Source organism: Micromonospora arida, assembly GCF_003857035.1.
GTDB lineage: Bacteria > Actinomycetota > Actinomycetes > Mycobacteriales > Micromonosporaceae > Micromonospora > Micromonospora arida.
This window is the reverse complement of sequence record NZ_QGSY01000269.1, coordinates 1-15,551: the sequence shown is the minus strand read 5'-3', so window position 1 is coordinate 15,551 and position 15,551 is coordinate 1. Positions and strand designations below refer to the sequence as shown.

Genomic DNA, 15,551 nt, shown 5'->3' with positions numbered 1-15,551 from the left:
TCACCTGATCGGGCACGCCCGAGGCCCTCGGGCGCCGTCCGACCCGACGATGGTGACGGTGGTGGCGGTGTTCGCCGCGCTGACCTGCGCCGCGGCGGCGACCGTCGTGCAGATGATCTGGTCGGCCGCGTGCGCTGACAACGCCTGCGCGGCGATGTTCGTCCGCACCGTGAGGTCACCGGACCGATCGGCTCCCGCCGTCACCGTGACCGGGTCGAGGCCGGCCGGAACCTCGCTGGTGAAACCCTGGGCGCGTTCGTTCTCCTGCGGACCGGCCGCGAGCAGCGAGAGCGCGGCGGCGGGCGACGGGTCCGCGTTGACCGGGCGGAGGACCAGCACCAGTTCGCCCTGCGCGAGAAGATAGACCCAGGTGCCCTGGGCGGGGCCGCTGATCGGCGGGCGACCGGTGATGACCGCGCTGGGTCGTACCCCACAGCCCGCCGCGAGCAGCGTCAGAAGTAGCCCGCTGGCGAACAGCGCGCGGCCCGTCCGTCGGCCGGTCACCGGGCACCTCCGGTGTCCGCGGTTTCGCGGGGCAGGCGGAGGGTGAAAACGGCGCCGCCGTGGGTGCCGTTGCCCGCGACGAGACTCCCCCGTCGCTCGCCGTGGCGGTGCAGGCGCGCGTTCTCCCAGGAGATGGCGAGACCGAGGCCGCTGCCCTCGGAGCGGGTTCGCGCGGTGTCGGCCTTGTAGAGGCGGTCGAAGACGTGCGGCAACACCTCCGGGGCCAGTCCGGGCCCCCGGTCGGCCACCTCGATGGTGACCCAGTCCGGGTCTGCGCTGAGGCGCACCGACACCGGCTCGGCACCGTGCCGGAAGGCGTTGCCGACCAGGTTGGCGACGATGACGTCCAGTCGGCGGGGGTCGAGTCGGGCCACGACGCCGGGTGGCAACTCCGTTCGTACCCGGTCCAGCCAGCCGCGGATCCGCAGGGTCGCGGTCACCGCCGCGGCCACGTCAACGTCGTCCAGGGCGAGCCGTGCCGTGCCGGAGTCGAACCTGCTGATCTCGATGAGGTCGTTGACCAGCTGGGTGAGGTTCTGCGTCTCCTGGCTGACCAGCCGGGCGGCCCGGCCCGCGTCCCCGGGCAGGTGTTCCGCCTCCTCGTCGAGCACGTCGGTGACCGCAGTCATCGCGGCCAGCGGTGTCCGGAGTTCGTGCGAGACGTCGGCCACGAAGCGGCGGGCGTCGGATTCCAACCGCCGCAGCTCGCCGACCTGCCGCTCCAACGTGCCCGCGGTGTGGTTGAAGGTCCGTGCCACATCCGCCAGCTCGTCGGCGCCCCGGACCGTCAACCGGGTGCTCAGGTCGCCCTCACCGAGGCGGCGCGCCGCCCGGCCGAGGTCGCGGACGGGTCGCAGGACGCCGCGGGCGGACAGCAGGGCCAGCAGGACGGCGAGGACCAGGGACAGCCCGCCGGTCAGCCACGCCCTGGTGGCGAGCTGGTCGATGCTCTGCTGCTCGGGCACGAGATTGCGCACCGAGTAGACCTCCACCCCGGACGGGCGGGACGTGCCGTCCGGGCGGTCCAGCGCCAACTGGGTACCGATGAGCAGCGCGGGCTGTCCGGCGAGTGAGACCCGCTGCCAGGCGATGCGACCGTCACGGACCTTCTGCCGCAGCTCCGGGGTGAGCGGGTCGGTGAATTCGGAGGCGCCCTGTGCCCGCATGTCCCGGTAGACGACCACCGCGAAGCTCTCCCGGTCGCTGAGGCGCTGGGCCAACAGTTGGAGGTCGTCCTGGGTCGGCGGAAGCTGGGCGATCGGGTAGAGCTTGGTGAGCTGGTCGGTCAGTGACATCACCGCGGCGTCCTGCGCCTGCTGCAGGATTACGTTCCGAGCCTGGAAGTAGCTGCCACCGGCCACCGCCACCGTCGTGGTCACGCCCAGCATCGCGAACGCCAGGACGAGCCGGACCCGTAGACCCGAGACCCACGCGCCGACCCGGCGCCACGGCGTCACAGCGGCCCGAACCGGTATCCGAAACCACGCACGGTCTGGATGTAGACCGGTGCCGACGAGTCGGCCTCGATCTTGGCGCGTACCCGCTGGACGCACGCGTCCACGAGTCGCGAGTCGCCGAGATAGCCGTGCTCCCACACGGCCTCCAGCAGCTGCTGACGGCTGAGCACCTGGCCCGGCGTGTGCGAGAGTTCGAGCAGCAGCCGCAGTTCCGTCGGGGCGAGGCTGACCGGCGTTCCGTCCTTGCTGACCACCAGCGCGGCCCGGTCGATGGTCAACGCGCCGTGCTGCTCCAGGCCGGCCCGGTCGCCGCCGCGCCGCGAGTCGCCACCGGTCCGTCGCAGCACCGCGCGGATGCGCGCCTCCAGCACCCGGGCCTGCACGGGCTTGACCACGTAGTCGTCGGCGCCGGCCTCCAGGCCCGCGACCACGTCCATGTCGTCGTTGCGGGCGGTGAGCATGATGATCGGCAGGTCGCCGAGCTGCCGGATCCGGCGGCAGACCTCGAACCCGTCCATCCCGGGCAGCATGAGATCGAGGACCACGACGTCGGACGGGGTCGTGCGCAGCCGCTCCAACCCCTGCTCACCGGTGCCCACGGCATGCACGGTGTGGCCCTGTCGGGTGAGCGCCAACTGCAGTCCGTCGCGCACCGTCTGGTGGTCCTCGATCAACAGCACCTGGGACATGTCGTCAAGTATCCCATCATGAGATCTTTCGGGTCTCGGTCGTCGGCGGTGGCTGCGCGGGGCTGCGTGGGGAGAGCGGCACCGCGAAATCCGTCGCACGCACCAGGAACACCACCGCGCCCACCAGGAACATCGTCGACGCGGAAGCGGCCACGATGGCAATCAACAAGCCGCGCTGCACCGACGCGGCCAGACCGGGCACGACCACCAGCAGCGCCCAGACCAGCACGACCAGCCCGACCCCCGCCTCGGCCAGCCTGCGCCAGAGGCTGCCGCCGCCCGAACCGCCGGCCGGGTCGCGGTCGTCGGACCAGGCCGCCAACCCAGCCGCGGCCAGGCAGAACAGGGTCACCCCCAGCAGAACGCCGCCGAGCACGTCGCTGAACCGGTGCCAGCCCGCGATCATCGTGGCGGAGGCGATCACCGAGACACCCACCGCGCCCGGCACCGCCAGCCAGCGCCGGGCCCAGCCGGGCAGGACCAGCATGAACGCCAGCAGCAGGGCGGTCGCCGCGGCGACATGGCCGCTGGGGAAGCTGTTGTGGGTGGTGGAGCTCAGGATCTGTAGATCCGGGCGGGGCAGCTCCGATTTCACCGCGCCGGCCAGCAGCACCGCGCAGACGACCATGCCCACACCGACGACCCCCGCCACCAGCCGTCGGCGGAGCACACCCACCAGCAGCACCACACCGAGCAGGGCCGCGATGAGGCTCGGGCTACCGAAGGTGGCCAGCACGGTCTTGGCCGGGCCCACCAGCACGGTCTGCTGCTCGTACCCTCCGCCCCGCTCGGCGCGCGGTACGAGCACCCCGTCCAGCCACTGCCCGGGGTACGTCCGCACGAACACGGCGGCGGTGAGGGTCAGGGCAACCAGACCGGACAGCGCCGCCGCGAGCAGTCGAAGACCCAGTGGCACCGCCGCGCGGGCGTGGGGCAGCGGTCGCGCCGGACCGGGCGTCGGCCGCCCGACGGAGTACAACGATCCGATGGACATGGCGACCATGCTCGCCCCGGCAGGTCCGTACCCCGTCCTCGAATTGTCTTGGTTCTGTCACAACCACCGCCGCCGCTTCCGGAAGAGCGGATCGTCGGCGGTGGGCCGGGTGGACCTGGACGGCGCGGCGGGATCCACATGCTTACATGCGCCCATGTTTTACCCAGCCGAGATCAGCCACCACTAGGGTCAGGACGCCGATCGATGTTTCGGTCGGTGGTGCGAAAAATCCATCCGGAGTGAGTTGGGGAACCGGAAGGTGTTGGCAAATGCAGGGAATTCCAGTGGCCAGCCTGGTCATCGGCATCGCATCCTCGCCGGCCGAGCGGCGACATCTGGCCCGGCTGCTCGGCGGCAGTGACGCCTTCCTGATCGTCTCGACCGTCGACCAGGCACGAGAGTTCCTCGGGGTGGTCGAGGCGCCCGCCGCCCCGGCTCCACCGACCAGGGTGGCGCTCGCCGAGGTGGCGCCGAGCCCACAGCCACCGCCACCGGATCTGGCCGTCGACTCCGACCGCCGGGTGCTGCGCTGGCGCGACCAGGAGATCGACCTGACCCGGTTGGAGCACGACGTGCTGCTCTGCCTGGTGCACGCGCCCGGGCAGGTCTGGACCTACGAGCGCCTGCACCTGGAGGTCTGGGGCAACCGGCACCTCGGCCGGGGCTCCGACATGCACTCGGTGGTGCGCCGGGTGCGCGGCAAGCTCGCCAGTCTCAACGCCACGGCAACGATCCACTCGGTACGCGGCGTCGGCTTCCGGCTCGCTCCCGTCTGATCACCCCGGGCGCGGTCCGGCCCGCCTGGTCGGGGACCAGGCGGGCCGGATCTCTTCGGCTAGTGCTCGGGCATCAGCACTTGATGGGTGCCAACCCGAAGTTCTCCACCGTCGGAGTGGCGGTGTCGATCCGGGTCTGACGGGTCTGCGGCTTCCAGCCGTCCTTGGCCACGATCATCGTGAGCGGGTTGTTGCGGCGGTCCACCCAGTAGGCGTACTTGCCCTGGGCGTCGGTGGCGAAGGTGTACGACGCCGCCCACGAGTCGACCTGCACGACCGCGCCGGTGAGCGGCGAGGTCGCACCCTGGCAGCTGGTGCCGGTGACCGTACCCATGAGCTTGCCCCAGGTCTTCGGGGGGTTCGCGGTCATGGTCACCGCGACCGGTGCCACCGAGTACGGGGTGTTCTCGGAGATCGCGACCGCGCCGGAGTAGGTGCCCGGCTGGTCCACGTTCGCCGTCAGGCCGACGGTGACAGTGACCTTCGCACCCGGTGCGAGGGTGACCGCCGACTTGTCGATGGTCATCCAGCTGACGTCGGCCGCCGACTCGGAGCATCCCTCGAAGCCCGGGAGCACCTCGCTGTCCGGAGCCGCGTTGAAGCTGCCGGACGAGCCGCCGATCTTGTAGAAGCCGCACGCCGCGCCGCCGCGGTACCGCGCGGTGTTGGCGTTGGGCAGGTTGGACCACGAACCGGCGGCCGGGTCGAAGGCGAAGCCGGCGTTGCTGATGGCCCCACCCTGCGAGCCACCGACGACGAGGAGCTTGCCGCTGGCGACGGCGTACGAGCTGGCCCAGTTGTCGACCGGCGCGTCGGCGATGGCGGTCCAGGTGTTGGCCCCCGGGTCGAAGGCGTAGCTGGACTTCTGCGCGGCGGAACCGTCGTTGCCGCCGGTGCAGTAGAGGACGCCGTCGATCCCGCCGCAGGAGGCGAAGGCCACCGACTTCGGGTAGTTGGCCATCGTCTCCCACTTGTCACCGGTGGGGTCGTACCGGACGACGCTGTTCGACATCGGCAAACAGGCTGCCGTGGTGCAGCCACCGACCGCGTACAGCTTGCCGTCGACGACGGCCTGACCGGCTGCGGCCCGCGGTGCCGGGTTGTCGGCCAGTTCCGTCCAGGTGTTGGCCCCCGGGTCGTACGACCAGGTGGCGGAGTCCGGGCCGGCGTCGGCCCAGCCACCGGTGACGATGATCTTGCCGTTAACCACGCCAGCGGTCAGGGCGTTGCGCGCGCCGGGAAGGTCGGCGATCGCCGTCCAGGTCTGCGCGGCCGGGTCGTAGGCGTAGTTCTTGGTGGTGGAGGCCTCACCGTCGCCGCCACCGAGCGAATACACCTTGCCGTCCAGGTTCACCACCCGGTTGTCCATGATCGTGGCCGGGTAGTTGGCGATGTCGGTCCACGGCGCCGCCTGCGGGCCCGCCGCCGCGGCAGCCGCCTTGGCCTCCTTGCCGGACGCCTTGGCGGCGAACGACGTCGGTACGGTGAGCCGCTGCTCCGGCGCGCCGCTGGACCCGAGCACCTGCTGCCGGGTGACCGTGGAGCCGTCCGCCCGCAGGAGTTCGAACCCGTTGTCCCGCTCGCCGAACTTGACCTCGACCGGCGCGCCACCGGTGTTGGTCACCGTGAACGACTTGCTGGTCTTGCCGTTGGGCATCTGGAGCGTCGCGCTCAGCTGCGTCGGGGTCACCGACAGCCGGCCGGCCGCGAGCTGGAAGTTCGCGGTGGTCGCCCAGTCGGCCTCGACGTCGACCTGCTTGGTCTGGCTGACGTAGTTGCCTGCGGTCGCCGTGAACGGGTGCTCGCCGGTCAGCGACGAGTAGATCCAGTAGAAGCCGTCGGCCAGCCCCGGGTCGTCCGGGGTCGCCACGGTGACGGCCTTCTCGGCGGGCCGGTCCTTGGAGGTGACGGTCGCGCCGTTGACGTAGCTGTCGTCGTTCTTGTCGCGGACGTTGCCGACGACCAGGCCGCCGTCCAGCGGCACGCAGGTGACCTGGCTGCCGATCAGGACGTTGTCGACCTCCCACCACCACTCGTACGAGGCGTCGTAGTAGTGGAACCGAACCTGCACCTGCGCCTTACCGGCCGCCTGCGGGATCGGGATCTCGGTCAGCTTCGGTCCCCGGACGTCGGTCTCCTGCCGGAGCACGTTGGTCCAGGTCGCACCGCCGTCGATGCTGAGGTCCACGTCGGCGGTGTCGTCGTTGAGCTGGTTGAAGTCCTGGTTGAACCGGATGACCGGGGCCGTGACGCTGGTCAGGTCGACCACCGGGCTGACCAGGGAGGTGTCCTGGCTGGTGCCGGCTCCGTAGGCGTCGCTGTCGATCATCGCGAAGTTGCCGGTGCCGCCGGTCAGGTTGCCCCGGTCGCCGTCGTCGGTGAACTTCCAGACCTGACCGCTGCCCGCGTTGTCGACGACGGTCCAGCCGGCGGGCGTGGTCGTGGCGTCGAAGGTCTCGTACTCACCGTCGGAGCCGGTCGTGTATCCGGGCGCGGTGGTGCAGACGGTGGTGTCCACCGGCACGGCGACGTTGGCGGTGACGTTGCCCGAGCCGACCACGACCTCCTTGGTGACGGTCTGGTAGCCCGGGTACTGCGACTCGTACTTCAGGGTGTACGTCTGCCCGGACGGCAGCTTGATGCTGTAGCGACCGTTCGACGGGGTGGTGTAGTCGTAGACGCCGGACACGCCCGTCACGGTCACCTTCGCGTACAACGGCCAGCCGTGGCCGGAGCCGTCGGTGACCGCTCCGGTGACGTTGACACTCGGCACCGCCGTGAGGGCGACGTTGAGCGTCGTGGTGGCGCCCTTGGCGACCGTTGCCGTCTTGGTGGTGCTGGCGTACCCGAACGCCGCGACGGCGACCTGGTAGTCGCCGGCGGGGAGCTGGGTGGAGAACTTGCCGTCGGCACCGGTGGTCAGCTCACGCTCGGACGCGCCGGTGAGCGTCAGGGTTGCGCCGGCGATCGGTGCGCCGGAGGTCGCGTCGGTGACCGTGCCGGCCAGGATGCCGATGTCACCGGTCGGGGCGGCGTTGAGCAACGCGAGGGCGTCCAGTCGGCCTTCGCCGTAGACGTTGTTGTCGGCGGCGGTGCCACCACACTGGTCGTCGGCCTTGTCGATCGCGGCGCCGTTGAGCAGCGCGCGCGTCGCGTTGACGTCGCCGACCAGCGACGGTGCCGCCGAGTACAGCAGCGCGATCGCGCCCGCGAGGTGCGGTGCGGCCATCGAGGTGCCGCTGATGCTGCCGTAGGCGTTGCCCGGGATGCTCGACCGGACGTTCACGCCCGGCGCCGAGATGTTGGGCTTGATCTCGCCGTTCTGACCGGCGCCACGGGAGGAGAAGCCGGCCACGTTGTTGTTGACGTCGTACGCGCCGGTCGAGTAGTTGCTGACGAGGCTGCCCGGCGAGCCACTGGTCTGGCAGGCCGGCCCGCTGTTGCCGTTGGACCAGGTGCCGAAGATCCCGGACGCGGTCCAGGCGTTCGTCACGTCCTCCATGAACGGCTCGTTGGACGGGTCCCGGGTGCCCCACGAGTTGTTGATGATGTTCGGTCGCTTGCTCGCGTCCGCGTTCTGACCGTTGAGGTCCAGCGGTTCGAGCATCCACTGACCGGATTCGATCAGGGCGGCGTCACTGGGGCAGCAACCGTTCGCCGCGATCCACTTGACCCCGGGGGCGACACCGATCTGGTTCGCGCCGTCGGAGCCGGCCATGGTGCCCATCGTGTGCGTACCGTGGCCGTCGTCGTCACAGGGGGCGGTCGCGCAGGTGCCGGCGGCGTTGAACCAGTTGTAGTTGTGGTCGAACGTCCCGTCGCCGTTGTTGCCGCGGTAGGAGTTCACCAGTGCCGGGTGGTCGAACTGCACCCCGGTGTCGATGTTCGCGATGGTGATGCCCTCGCCCTTGACGCCGTACTGGGACCAGACGTCGTCGGCGTTGATGTTGGCGACGCCCCACTCCAGGGCGTTCACGGTCTTCTCGTCGGTGCCCTTGGTCGTCTCCGGCACCTTGTACGCGACCGGCGCGTAGAGGCCCTCGACCTCCGAGTGCCCGGCGAACTTCTGGGCCATCGCCAGCGAACCGCTGTTCACCTTGATGGCGTTGGTGGCCCAGAAGGTCTGGTACTTGGTGCCCGAGCTGTCGAGGTCGGCCCGGATCTTGCCCTGGCTCGCGGCGGCGGTCTTGCGCAGCGCGTCCGCCACCGCCGTGCCACGCTTCGACCAGTCCTTGATGGCGCTGGCCTTGCTCAGGTCCGCCCGGTCCTTGAACCGGATCCAGAAGTCCCCTTCACTCTTGGCCTGGAGCTGCTTGGCGAGCTCCGGTCGGATCTTGTCCCCGGTCTGGGCGCCCGCCCCCATCGCACCGCCCGGCGCGGCCTGCGCGCCCGAGCTGATCGTCGCCAAGCATGTCGCGGCGAGGATCGTCGCCGCGCCGGCGCTCACCAGTGATCTGGCCGCGCGCCGCCATTGTGGACGTCTGAACATCGGTGCTGCCTCCCTCAGAACGACCCAGGGTGTAAATGGGCCATGGTGGACCTCCCCATGCACCGCGCGGGTCACGCCGGTTGCCCGACTGGACACTATGATCGAGAAGAACGGACGATCAAGAACTTGCCGTGAGCAACTTGTCGCTAAGAGTTGCCCTGGCTGGCGGCACGCTTGCCAATCATTGTCAGGACCGTGACGAGAGTTGGGCAGGGATGCCCATCGATCCCGGGTGGTGCGGTGGCCGAGGACGAGGCAACGGTGAACAGGGGTGATCCGGCCGACGAGCCGTTCCCACTGCTGATCGCGGTGACCCCGTCGCCGGCCGAGCGCATCCGGCTCGCGGAGCTTCTCGACGGCATCGCGCCGCTACTGCTGGTTTCCGACCTCGACGAGCTGCGCCGACTGATCGCCGCTCCGCAGCAGGTGGCCGCCCCGTCCGAACCGGCGCCGGTCGCCGCCCTGGTGATCGACTCGTCCCGCTCCAGCGCCCGCTGCGGGGAACGTGAGATCGACCTCACCCGCCTGGAACACGACCTGCTGACCTGCCTGATCACCGAGCCGGCCCGGGTCTGGAGCTACGCCGAGCTGCACCGGTCGGTCTGGGGTGACGAGGGGCGCGAACGCAAGGCCGACGTGCAGTCGCTGGTCAAGCGGCTGCGCCGCAAGCTGCACGACCTGGGCACCGGGGCCACCATCGATGTCGTCCGCAGTGTGGGGCTGCGGTTGACCGATCACCAGCAGGCGCGGGTCGAACGGGCCTGACAGCGACGTCGCCTGAGAAGAGGGACAAGGGTCAGATCAGCCCGGCGCGGGCCCACAGCAGACGCCCCGGCCCAGCCACCAGGCCGACCTCCGCCAGGTTGGCGTGCACCCGTGCGGCGGACCAGCGGAGGGTGGCACGCCAGTGCGGGTTGGCGCGGGCAGCGGCCCGACCGACCGCCGGCGGAATGCCCACCGCCGCGTACACGTCGGGATGGACCAGGCGGTTGGCGATCGTGTAGGCCGCGCGACCGACCAGCAGCCGGGCGTACGCCATGCCCACCGGGCCGGTGGCCGCGACCGCGGCGGCCAGTTCCTCGCGGGCGAACCGGACGTGTCGCGCCTCCTCCACCACGTGGATGCGGGAGACCATCCGGATGAGCGGCTGGAGCGACTCGTCCGCCATGATCTCGCGCTGGAACGCGTCGAGGATCTCCTCCGCGATGAGGATCGCGGCGTACATCCGGGGGCCGCTGGCGGTGGCCTTGAGGAAGCGCCCGAGGTGGTGGTCGACGGTGCTCGCGCGGTAGACCGGACAACCCATCGCCTCGATCAGCCGGCCGAACATGATGGAGTGCCGGCACTCGTCGGCGACCTCGGTCAACGAGTACTGGGCCTGCCGGCTGGTCGGGTCGGCGCGGTAGTACTCCCGGATCAGCATCTGCATGAGGATCGTCTCGAACCACAGCCCGGCGCTGGCGGCGCTGGCCACCTCGTGCTTGGTCAGCTCGACGCGCTGCTCCTCGCTGAGCTGCTCCCACAGCGGGGTGCCGTAGAGGCTGCTGCGCTGTGGCGGGAGCCAGTAGGCGCCGGGGGTGTGCGGGGCGTCCCAGTCGATCTCGACGGTGGGGTCGTAGCTGGTGCGCAGTGAGGACGTGAGCAGTCGATCGGCGACCGCCGCGCGCCCGGTTTCCGCCGCCTCCATGGCTCCTCCATATTGACGTGACGACCAGTAACTGTTACGAGTAGTAGCATGCAATCGCCGCTCACCGATGTCAATGCATCCGAGCCGTCGGCCACGCCCCCTGACGGCAGTCCGAAGGCGAAGGGCAACGGCCGCCGGGACCGCTGGGCAGACCATCGTGAGCAACGACGGCAGGAGTTGGTCGGTGCCGCCGTGCAGGCGCTGCTGCGGCACGGGCCGGAGGTCGACATGGAACAGGTGGCCGCCGCCGCGGGCGTCAGCAAACCGGTCCTGTACCGCTACTTTGCCGACAAGTCGCAGCTCTGGGTGGCGGTCAGCGAGGTGGTGGCGGCCCGGATGGTCGACACCATCGCGCCCGCAGTCGAACAGGTCCGCGAGGAACGCGGCCTGGTCGAAGCGACGATCGACGCCTACCTGGGCGTGATCGAGTCGGAGCCGAGGCTCTACCGGTTCCTGATGCACCAGTCCGGCGACCCCGGCATCCACCAGGTGATCGCCGGCACCAGCCGGCAGGTGGCCGCCGGGCTGGCCCGGGTGATCGGCGACCGGCTACGCACGCTGGGCCTGGACGCCGGCCCCGCCGAGCCCTGGGCGTACGGCCTGGTGGGTTTCGTGCAGGCGGTCGGCGACTGGTGGACCACGCACGGCCAGCCGATCAGCCGGGCCGCCCTCACCGACTACCTGACCGCTCTGCTGTGGAGCGGCATCGAGGGAGTCCGGGCCAGCGCCGACCTGCCGCACGAGCTCACCCGCGCCCACGAGCGGATCGTGCCGTGAGTTACCACGGCCCGGCGGGTGTCGAGGGCACCTCGGTCCGGGTGCACCTCAGCGGGCGGTGGGAGCCGGTCGACGGCCGCTTCCACTGGGGTGGGCGGATCGAGCCCGAGCCACGGGTGGCCCACCTGCTGCGCTCCGGTCGGCGCGACGTCGAGTTGCGCATCGCCGACCGCGTCCGGGCGGCCCGACTGGCCGAGGTCGACCCGTGGGGAGGCGTACGAATCACCGGCGTGGGCGATCCGCCCTGGCCGCCAGTGGCCGACCCGACTTCCGCGCCCGAGCACACGGAGGGATGAATGGAGACAGACGTTGCCATCATCGGCGCCGGCTTCGGTGGCCTGGGCGCCGCCATCCGCCTCCAGCGGGCCGGCTTCACCGACTTCCTCGTCTTCGACCGGGGTGAGGACGTCGGCGGCACCTGGCGTGACAACACCTACCCGGGCTGCGCCTGCGACGTCCCGTCGCACCTCTACTCGTTCTCCTTCGCCCCCAACGCCGGCTGGTCGAACGCCTTCTCCGGCCAACCGGAGATCTGGGACTACCTGCGCGGCTGCGTCGACCGCTTCGGGATACGCCCGAGGCTGCGGTTACGCCACGAGGTGCACGAGGCGAGGTGGGACGAGCAGCGCCAACGCTGGCTGTTGCGCACCTCCGGCGGCGACCACAGCGCCCGGGTCCTGATCTGTGCCGCCGGCCCGCTCAGCGACCCGGCCATCCCCGACCTGCCCGGGATCGACGAGTTCGCCGGCACGGTGTTCCACTCCGCCCGTTGGCGGCACGACCACGACCTGACCGGCCGGCGCGTCGCGGTGATCGGCACCGGCGCCTCGGCCGTCCAGTTCGTGCCGCAGATCCAGCCGACGGTCGAGAAGCTGACGCTCTTCCAGCGCACCCCCGCGTGGATCATGCCGAGGTTGACGCGCCGGATCAGCCGGGTCGAGCAGGCCGCGTTCCGCACCGTGCCCGGCGCGCAGCGGGCCGCCCGGGCGGGGCTCTACCTGGTACGCGAGAGCATGGGCCTGGGCTTCCTGCACCCGGCGGTCAACCGCCTCGCCTCGCGCCTGTCCCTGCGTACGCTGCGGCGTCAGGTCCCCGACCCGCACCTGCGGGACAAGCTCACCCCCCGGTACGCGATGGGCTGCAAGCGGGTGCTGATCTCCAACGACTACTGGCCGTCGCTCACCCGACCGAACGTCGACGTGGTCACCGCCGGCATCGCCCGGATCGTGCCGGACGGCCTCGTCACCGACGACGACGTCCACCACCCGGCGGACACGATCATCTTCGGCACCGGCTTCCACGTCACCGACTCCCCCGTCGTCCGGCGCATCCACGGTCGGGGCGGGCGCAGCCTGGCAGAGGCGTGGACCCCCAGCATGCGCGCGTACCAGGGCACGACCATCGCCGGCTTCCCCAACCTGTTCTTCCTGCTCGGCCCGAACACCGGGCTCGGTCACACCTCCGTGGTGCTGATGATCGAGGCACAGCTGCATCTGGTGCTCGCGGCCCTGCGTCACATGCGGGCCAAGGGAATCCAGGCCATCGAGCCCACCGCGCAGGCGCAACGACGCTGGACCGAACGGATCGATCAGAAGATGACCGGCACCGTGTGGGAGACCGGCTGTCAGAGCTGGTATCTCGACAGCACCGGCCGGAACACCACCATCTGGCCAGGCTTCGCCACCAGCTTCCGGATGCGGCTGCGCCGGTTCCGCCCGGCCGACTACCAGGTCGCCACGGCAGGGAACACCCCCAACGACACGGAACGGGAGCACGTCGATGCGGTATGACCTGGCGGGCAGGACGGTGCTCATCACCGGTGCGGCGCGCGGCATCGGGGCGCAGATGGCCCGCGAGGCCGTCGCCCGGGGCGCCCAGGTCGCCGTCGTCGGTCTGGAGGGCGAGCTGCTCAAGCAGCTCAGCGCCGACCTCGACGCGCACTGGTACGAGTGCGACGTCACCGACCAGGCGGCGTTGGACGCGGCGGTGGCATCCACTGTCGACCGGTTCGGTGGCATCGACGTTGTCGTGGCCAACGCGGGCATCGCGAACCTCGGCACCGTCGCCGTGGGACCGGTCGACGCGCTGGTCCGTACCGTCGAGGTGAACCTCTGCGGCGCGATCCGCACGGTCAGCGCGGCGCTGCCCCACGTCACCGCCGCCCGTGGCCACGTCCTGATCATCTCGTCGGCCGCCGCTTTCACGGCGATGCCCGGGATGGCCGCCTACTGCGCGTCCAAGGCGGGCGTGGAGCAGTTCGCCAACGTGCTGCGCCTGGAGACCCGCTCACGCGGCGTCACCGTCGGCACGGCGCATCCGATCTGGATCGACACCGACCTGGTCCGCGACATCCGTGACGACCTGGCATCGTTCCGCACCGCGCTGCGCCGGTTGCCGTGGCCGCTGTCCACCGTCGTACCCGTCGAGCAGTGCGTCGAGGCCCTGCTCCGCGGCATCGAGCGCCGCAAACGCAAGGTGTACGTGCCACGGTCGCTCGCCCTGGTGCAGGCGCTGCGGCCGGTGGTGCTGAGCGGCCTCTCGGACGCGTTGATCACCCGGTTCGGCGGCCAGACCATGGTCGGCCAGATGGAAGACGAGGTACGCCAGCTCGGGCGTTCCTTCGGCAGGACGTCGGTGGGAGGGCAGTCATGAGCATTCATTTCCGGCGTGCCGGCAGCGGAGAGCCGCTCGTGCTCATCCACGGCATCGGTCACCGCCATCAGGCGTGGGAGCCGGTGTTCGACCGGCTCACCGCCCACCACGAGGTGATCGCGCTCGACCTGCCCGGCTTCGGGAATTCTCCGGTGCCGGGCACCGGCATGCCCGCCGACATGGCCGCCACCGTGGCCGGGGTCCTGCCGGCGCTGACCGAGTGGGGGCTGGAGCGTCCGCACGTCGCCGGCTACAGCCTCGGTGGGGCGATCGCCCTGGAGCTTGCGGCGACGGGGGCGGCCGCCTCGGCCACCGCCTTCTCCCCCGCCGGCTTCTTCACCCCGGCGGAGCGCCGACGGGCGCTGGCCATCCTCCGGATGCTGCGGGCCAACTCGTACCTGCCCACCCCGATCATGCGTGTCGCGCTGCGCTCGGCGTACCTGCGGGCGTTGTGCTTCGCGCCGCTGATGGCCCGCCCGACCCTGCTGGACGTCGAACGGGCGCTGGGTGACGCGCTCGCCCTGCGACGAGGGCTCGGCTTCAACGCCGTGGCCCGAGCCGCCCGCGACTATCGCTTCGACTGCCTTCGGCTGTCCGACCCGACGGTGCCGGTGACCATCGGCTGGGGTGACCGCGACCGGATCTTCGGCGTCCACCAGGCCGAGCGCGTCCGGGCGGGCCTGCCGGCGGCACGGGTGGTGACGCTGCCCAGTTGCGGGCACGTCCCGATGAGCGACGACCCGGACCTGGTCGCCGGGCTCATCCTGGAGACCACCGGCGCCGTGCCCCGCACCGAGCGAACGATCCGTCCGGCTCCGACCAGCATCGCGAGTCAGGAAGATCACTTCACACTCTAAAAACTTGCAGGCTGTGCAAGTTCGCTCCTAATCTCGCTCGCGTGACCGACACCGACCAAGCCGCGCCCGGGCGTCGCGACCGCAAGAAGGCGCAGACGCGGGCCGCGCTGACCGCCGCCGCGCTGCGGCTGGTCGCCGAACGCGGCCTGGAGCACGTGACGGTGGAGGAGATCAGCGAGGCCGCGGACGTGTCCTCGCGGACCTTCTTCAACTACTTCACCTGCAAGGACGAGGCACTCACCGACGATCCGGCGCTGGACGGCAACCCGGTCGTGGCGCGTCTGGCGGCCACACCTGCGCAGGTGCCGACGTTGCAGGCCGTCCGGCTGGCCCTCGACGAGGCGATCGACACGATCCAGGCCGACCGGGAGTTGTGGCGGCTGCGGCTGGCGGTCATCACCCAGAACCCCGCGCTGCTGCCCCGGCTGGTGTCCGGCAACATCGCGACGGAGCGAGCCATGGTCTCGGTCATCGCCACCCGCCTCGGCGTAGGTCCCGACCACGGCCTCCCGCCGCTCATCACCGCTGTCACCAGTGCCGCCTTCCACACCGCGATGCTGCGCTGGTCCACCGGCGACGACACCCGCCCCCTGCGCGACTTCGTGGACGAGGCCTTCTCCGCGGTGGCCGCCGGGCTGCCGGATCCGCCGCCCCCCTCCTGACCCGCCA

General features: G+C 70.8%; 14 protein-coding genes. 8 read left to right on the top strand and 6 right to left on the bottom strand.

Annotated elements, in window-relative coordinates; genetic code table 11:
- Genes DLJ58_RS26550 through DLJ58_RS26535 form a run of 4 tightly spaced genes read right to left on the bottom strand, consistent with a single transcriptional unit; the run spans position 1 to position 3,644 of the window.
- Entirely contained in the window at positions 1-504 is a 504-nt protein-coding gene (locus tag DLJ58_RS26550; protein WP_244219136.1) for a hypothetical protein, read from the bottom strand.
- Entirely contained in the window at positions 501-1,961 is a 1,461-nt protein-coding gene (locus DLJ58_RS26545) for a sensor histidine kinase (RefSeq protein ID WP_244219135.1), read from the bottom strand. Before DLJ58_RS26545 ends, DLJ58_RS26550 begins: the two co-directional genes overlap by 4 nt.
- Positions 1,958-2,650, bottom strand: a complete 693-nt coding sequence (locus DLJ58_RS26540) for a response regulator transcription factor (RefSeq protein ID WP_091399198.1) — start codon at positions 2,648-2,650, stop codon at positions 1,958-1,960. The genes DLJ58_RS26545 and DLJ58_RS26540 overlap by 4 nt, the downstream gene beginning before the upstream one ends.
- Before the next feature lie 16 nt (positions 2,651-2,666).
- Positions 2,667-3,644: a phosphatase PAP2 family protein gene (locus tag DLJ58_RS26535; protein WP_124860315.1), complete on the bottom strand. Its 978-nt coding sequence runs from the start codon at positions 3,642-3,644 to the stop codon at positions 2,667-2,669.
- 269 nt (positions 3,645-3,913) lie between these two features.
- Between DLJ58_RS26535 and DLJ58_RS26530 the strand changes: the two genes are divergently transcribed.
- Positions 3,914-4,420 carry a winged helix-turn-helix domain-containing protein gene (locus tag DLJ58_RS26530; RefSeq protein ID WP_124860313.1) on the top strand — a complete coding sequence of 169 codons (507 nt, stop codon included), beginning with the start codon at positions 3,914-3,916 and terminating at the stop codon, positions 4,418-4,420.
- 73 nt (positions 4,421-4,493) lie between these two features.
- On the opposite strand, the gene DLJ58_RS26525 is transcribed toward DLJ58_RS26530, so the two are convergent.
- Positions 4,494-8,909, bottom strand: a complete 4,416-nt coding sequence (locus DLJ58_RS26525) for a S8 family serine peptidase (protein WP_124860311.1) — start codon at positions 8,907-8,909, stop codon at positions 4,494-4,496.
- Positions 8,910-9,149: 240 nt separating this feature from the next.
- Between DLJ58_RS26525 and DLJ58_RS26520 the strand changes: the two genes are divergently transcribed.
- The gene (locus tag DLJ58_RS26520; protein ID WP_124860309.1) at positions 9,150-9,674 is read left to right on the top strand and encodes a winged helix-turn-helix domain-containing protein; all 525 of its coding nucleotides are present in this window, start codon (positions 9,150-9,152) and stop codon (positions 9,672-9,674) included.
- A gap of 31 nt (positions 9,675-9,705) precedes the next feature.
- Here the strand turns inward: DLJ58_RS26520 and DLJ58_RS26515 are convergent, their stop codons facing one another.
- Positions 9,706-10,596 (bottom strand): AurF N-oxygenase family protein, encoded by an 891-nt coding sequence (locus DLJ58_RS26515; protein ID WP_124860307.1) that lies wholly within the window; start codon positions 10,594-10,596, stop codon positions 9,706-9,708.
- Between the two features lie 48 nt (positions 10,597-10,644).
- Between DLJ58_RS26515 and DLJ58_RS26510 the strand changes: the two genes are divergently transcribed.
- From DLJ58_RS26510 to DLJ58_RS26485, 6 genes are read left to right on the top strand one after another with little or no spacing between them, the layout of a single operon-like run.
- Positions 10,645-11,373 carry a TetR family transcriptional regulator gene (locus tag DLJ58_RS26510; protein ID WP_124860305.1) on the top strand — a complete coding sequence of 243 codons (729 nt, stop codon included), beginning with the start codon at positions 10,645-10,647 and terminating at the stop codon, positions 11,371-11,373.
- The gene (locus DLJ58_RS26505) at positions 11,370-11,669 is read left to right on the top strand and encodes a DUF4873 domain-containing protein (protein ID WP_124860303.1); all 300 of its coding nucleotides are present in this window, start codon (positions 11,370-11,372) and stop codon (positions 11,667-11,669) included. The genes DLJ58_RS26510 and DLJ58_RS26505 overlap by 4 nt, the downstream gene beginning before the upstream one ends.
- Positions 11,670-13,163: a flavin-containing monooxygenase gene (locus tag DLJ58_RS26500; protein ID WP_124860301.1), complete on the top strand. Its 1,494-nt coding sequence runs from the start codon at positions 11,670-11,672 to the stop codon at positions 13,161-13,163. It begins immediately after the preceding gene.
- Positions 13,153-14,025 (top strand): SDR family oxidoreductase, encoded by an 873-nt coding sequence (locus tag DLJ58_RS26495; RefSeq protein ID WP_124860299.1) that lies wholly within the window; start codon positions 13,153-13,155, stop codon positions 14,023-14,025. Before DLJ58_RS26500 ends, DLJ58_RS26495 begins: the two co-directional genes overlap by 11 nt.
- Positions 14,022-14,882 carry an alpha/beta fold hydrolase gene (locus DLJ58_RS26490; protein ID WP_124860297.1) on the top strand — a complete coding sequence of 287 codons (861 nt, stop codon included), beginning with the start codon at positions 14,022-14,024 and terminating at the stop codon, positions 14,880-14,882. Before DLJ58_RS26495 ends, DLJ58_RS26490 begins: the two co-directional genes overlap by 4 nt.
- A gap of 41 nt (positions 14,883-14,923) precedes the next feature.
- Positions 14,924-15,544 (top strand): acyl-CoA-like ligand-binding transcription factor, encoded by a 621-nt coding sequence (locus DLJ58_RS26485; protein ID WP_124860295.1) that lies wholly within the window; start codon positions 14,924-14,926, stop codon positions 15,542-15,544.
- Positions 15,545-15,551: the final 7 nt, after the last annotated feature.

What these genes read in the sequence shown, in the direction of transcription:
- DLJ58_RS26540 (WP_091399198.1), bottom strand. Translation starts at nt 2,650, where the DNA reads ATGTCCCAGGTGCTGTTGATCGAGGACCACCAGACGGTGCGCGACGGA.
- DLJ58_RS26535 (WP_124860315.1), bottom strand. Translation starts at nt 3,644, where the DNA reads ATGTCCATCGGATCGTTGTACTCCGTCGGGCGGCCGACGCCCGGTCCG.
- DLJ58_RS26530 (WP_124860313.1), top strand. Translation starts at nt 3,914, where the DNA reads ATGCAGGGAATTCCAGTGGCCAGCCTGGTCATCGGCATCGCATCCTCG.
- DLJ58_RS26525 (WP_124860311.1), bottom strand. Translation starts at nt 8,909, where the DNA reads ATGTTCAGACGTCCACAATGGCGGCGCGCGGCCAGATCACTGGTGAGC.
- DLJ58_RS26515 (WP_124860307.1), bottom strand. Translation starts at nt 10,596, where the DNA reads ATGGAGGCGGCGGAAACCGGGCGCGCGGCGGTCGCCGATCGACTGCTC.
- DLJ58_RS26510 (WP_124860305.1), top strand. Translation starts at nt 10,645, where the DNA reads ATGCAATCGCCGCTCACCGATGTCAATGCATCCGAGCCGTCGGCCACG.
- DLJ58_RS26500 (WP_124860301.1), top strand. Translation starts at nt 11,670, where the DNA reads ATGGAGACAGACGTTGCCATCATCGGCGCCGGCTTCGGTGGCCTGGGC.
- DLJ58_RS26495 (WP_124860299.1), top strand. Translation starts at nt 13,153, where the DNA reads ATGCGGTATGACCTGGCGGGCAGGACGGTGCTCATCACCGGTGCGGCG.
- DLJ58_RS26490 (WP_124860297.1), top strand. Translation starts at nt 14,022, where the DNA reads ATGAGCATTCATTTCCGGCGTGCCGGCAGCGGAGAGCCGCTCGTGCTC.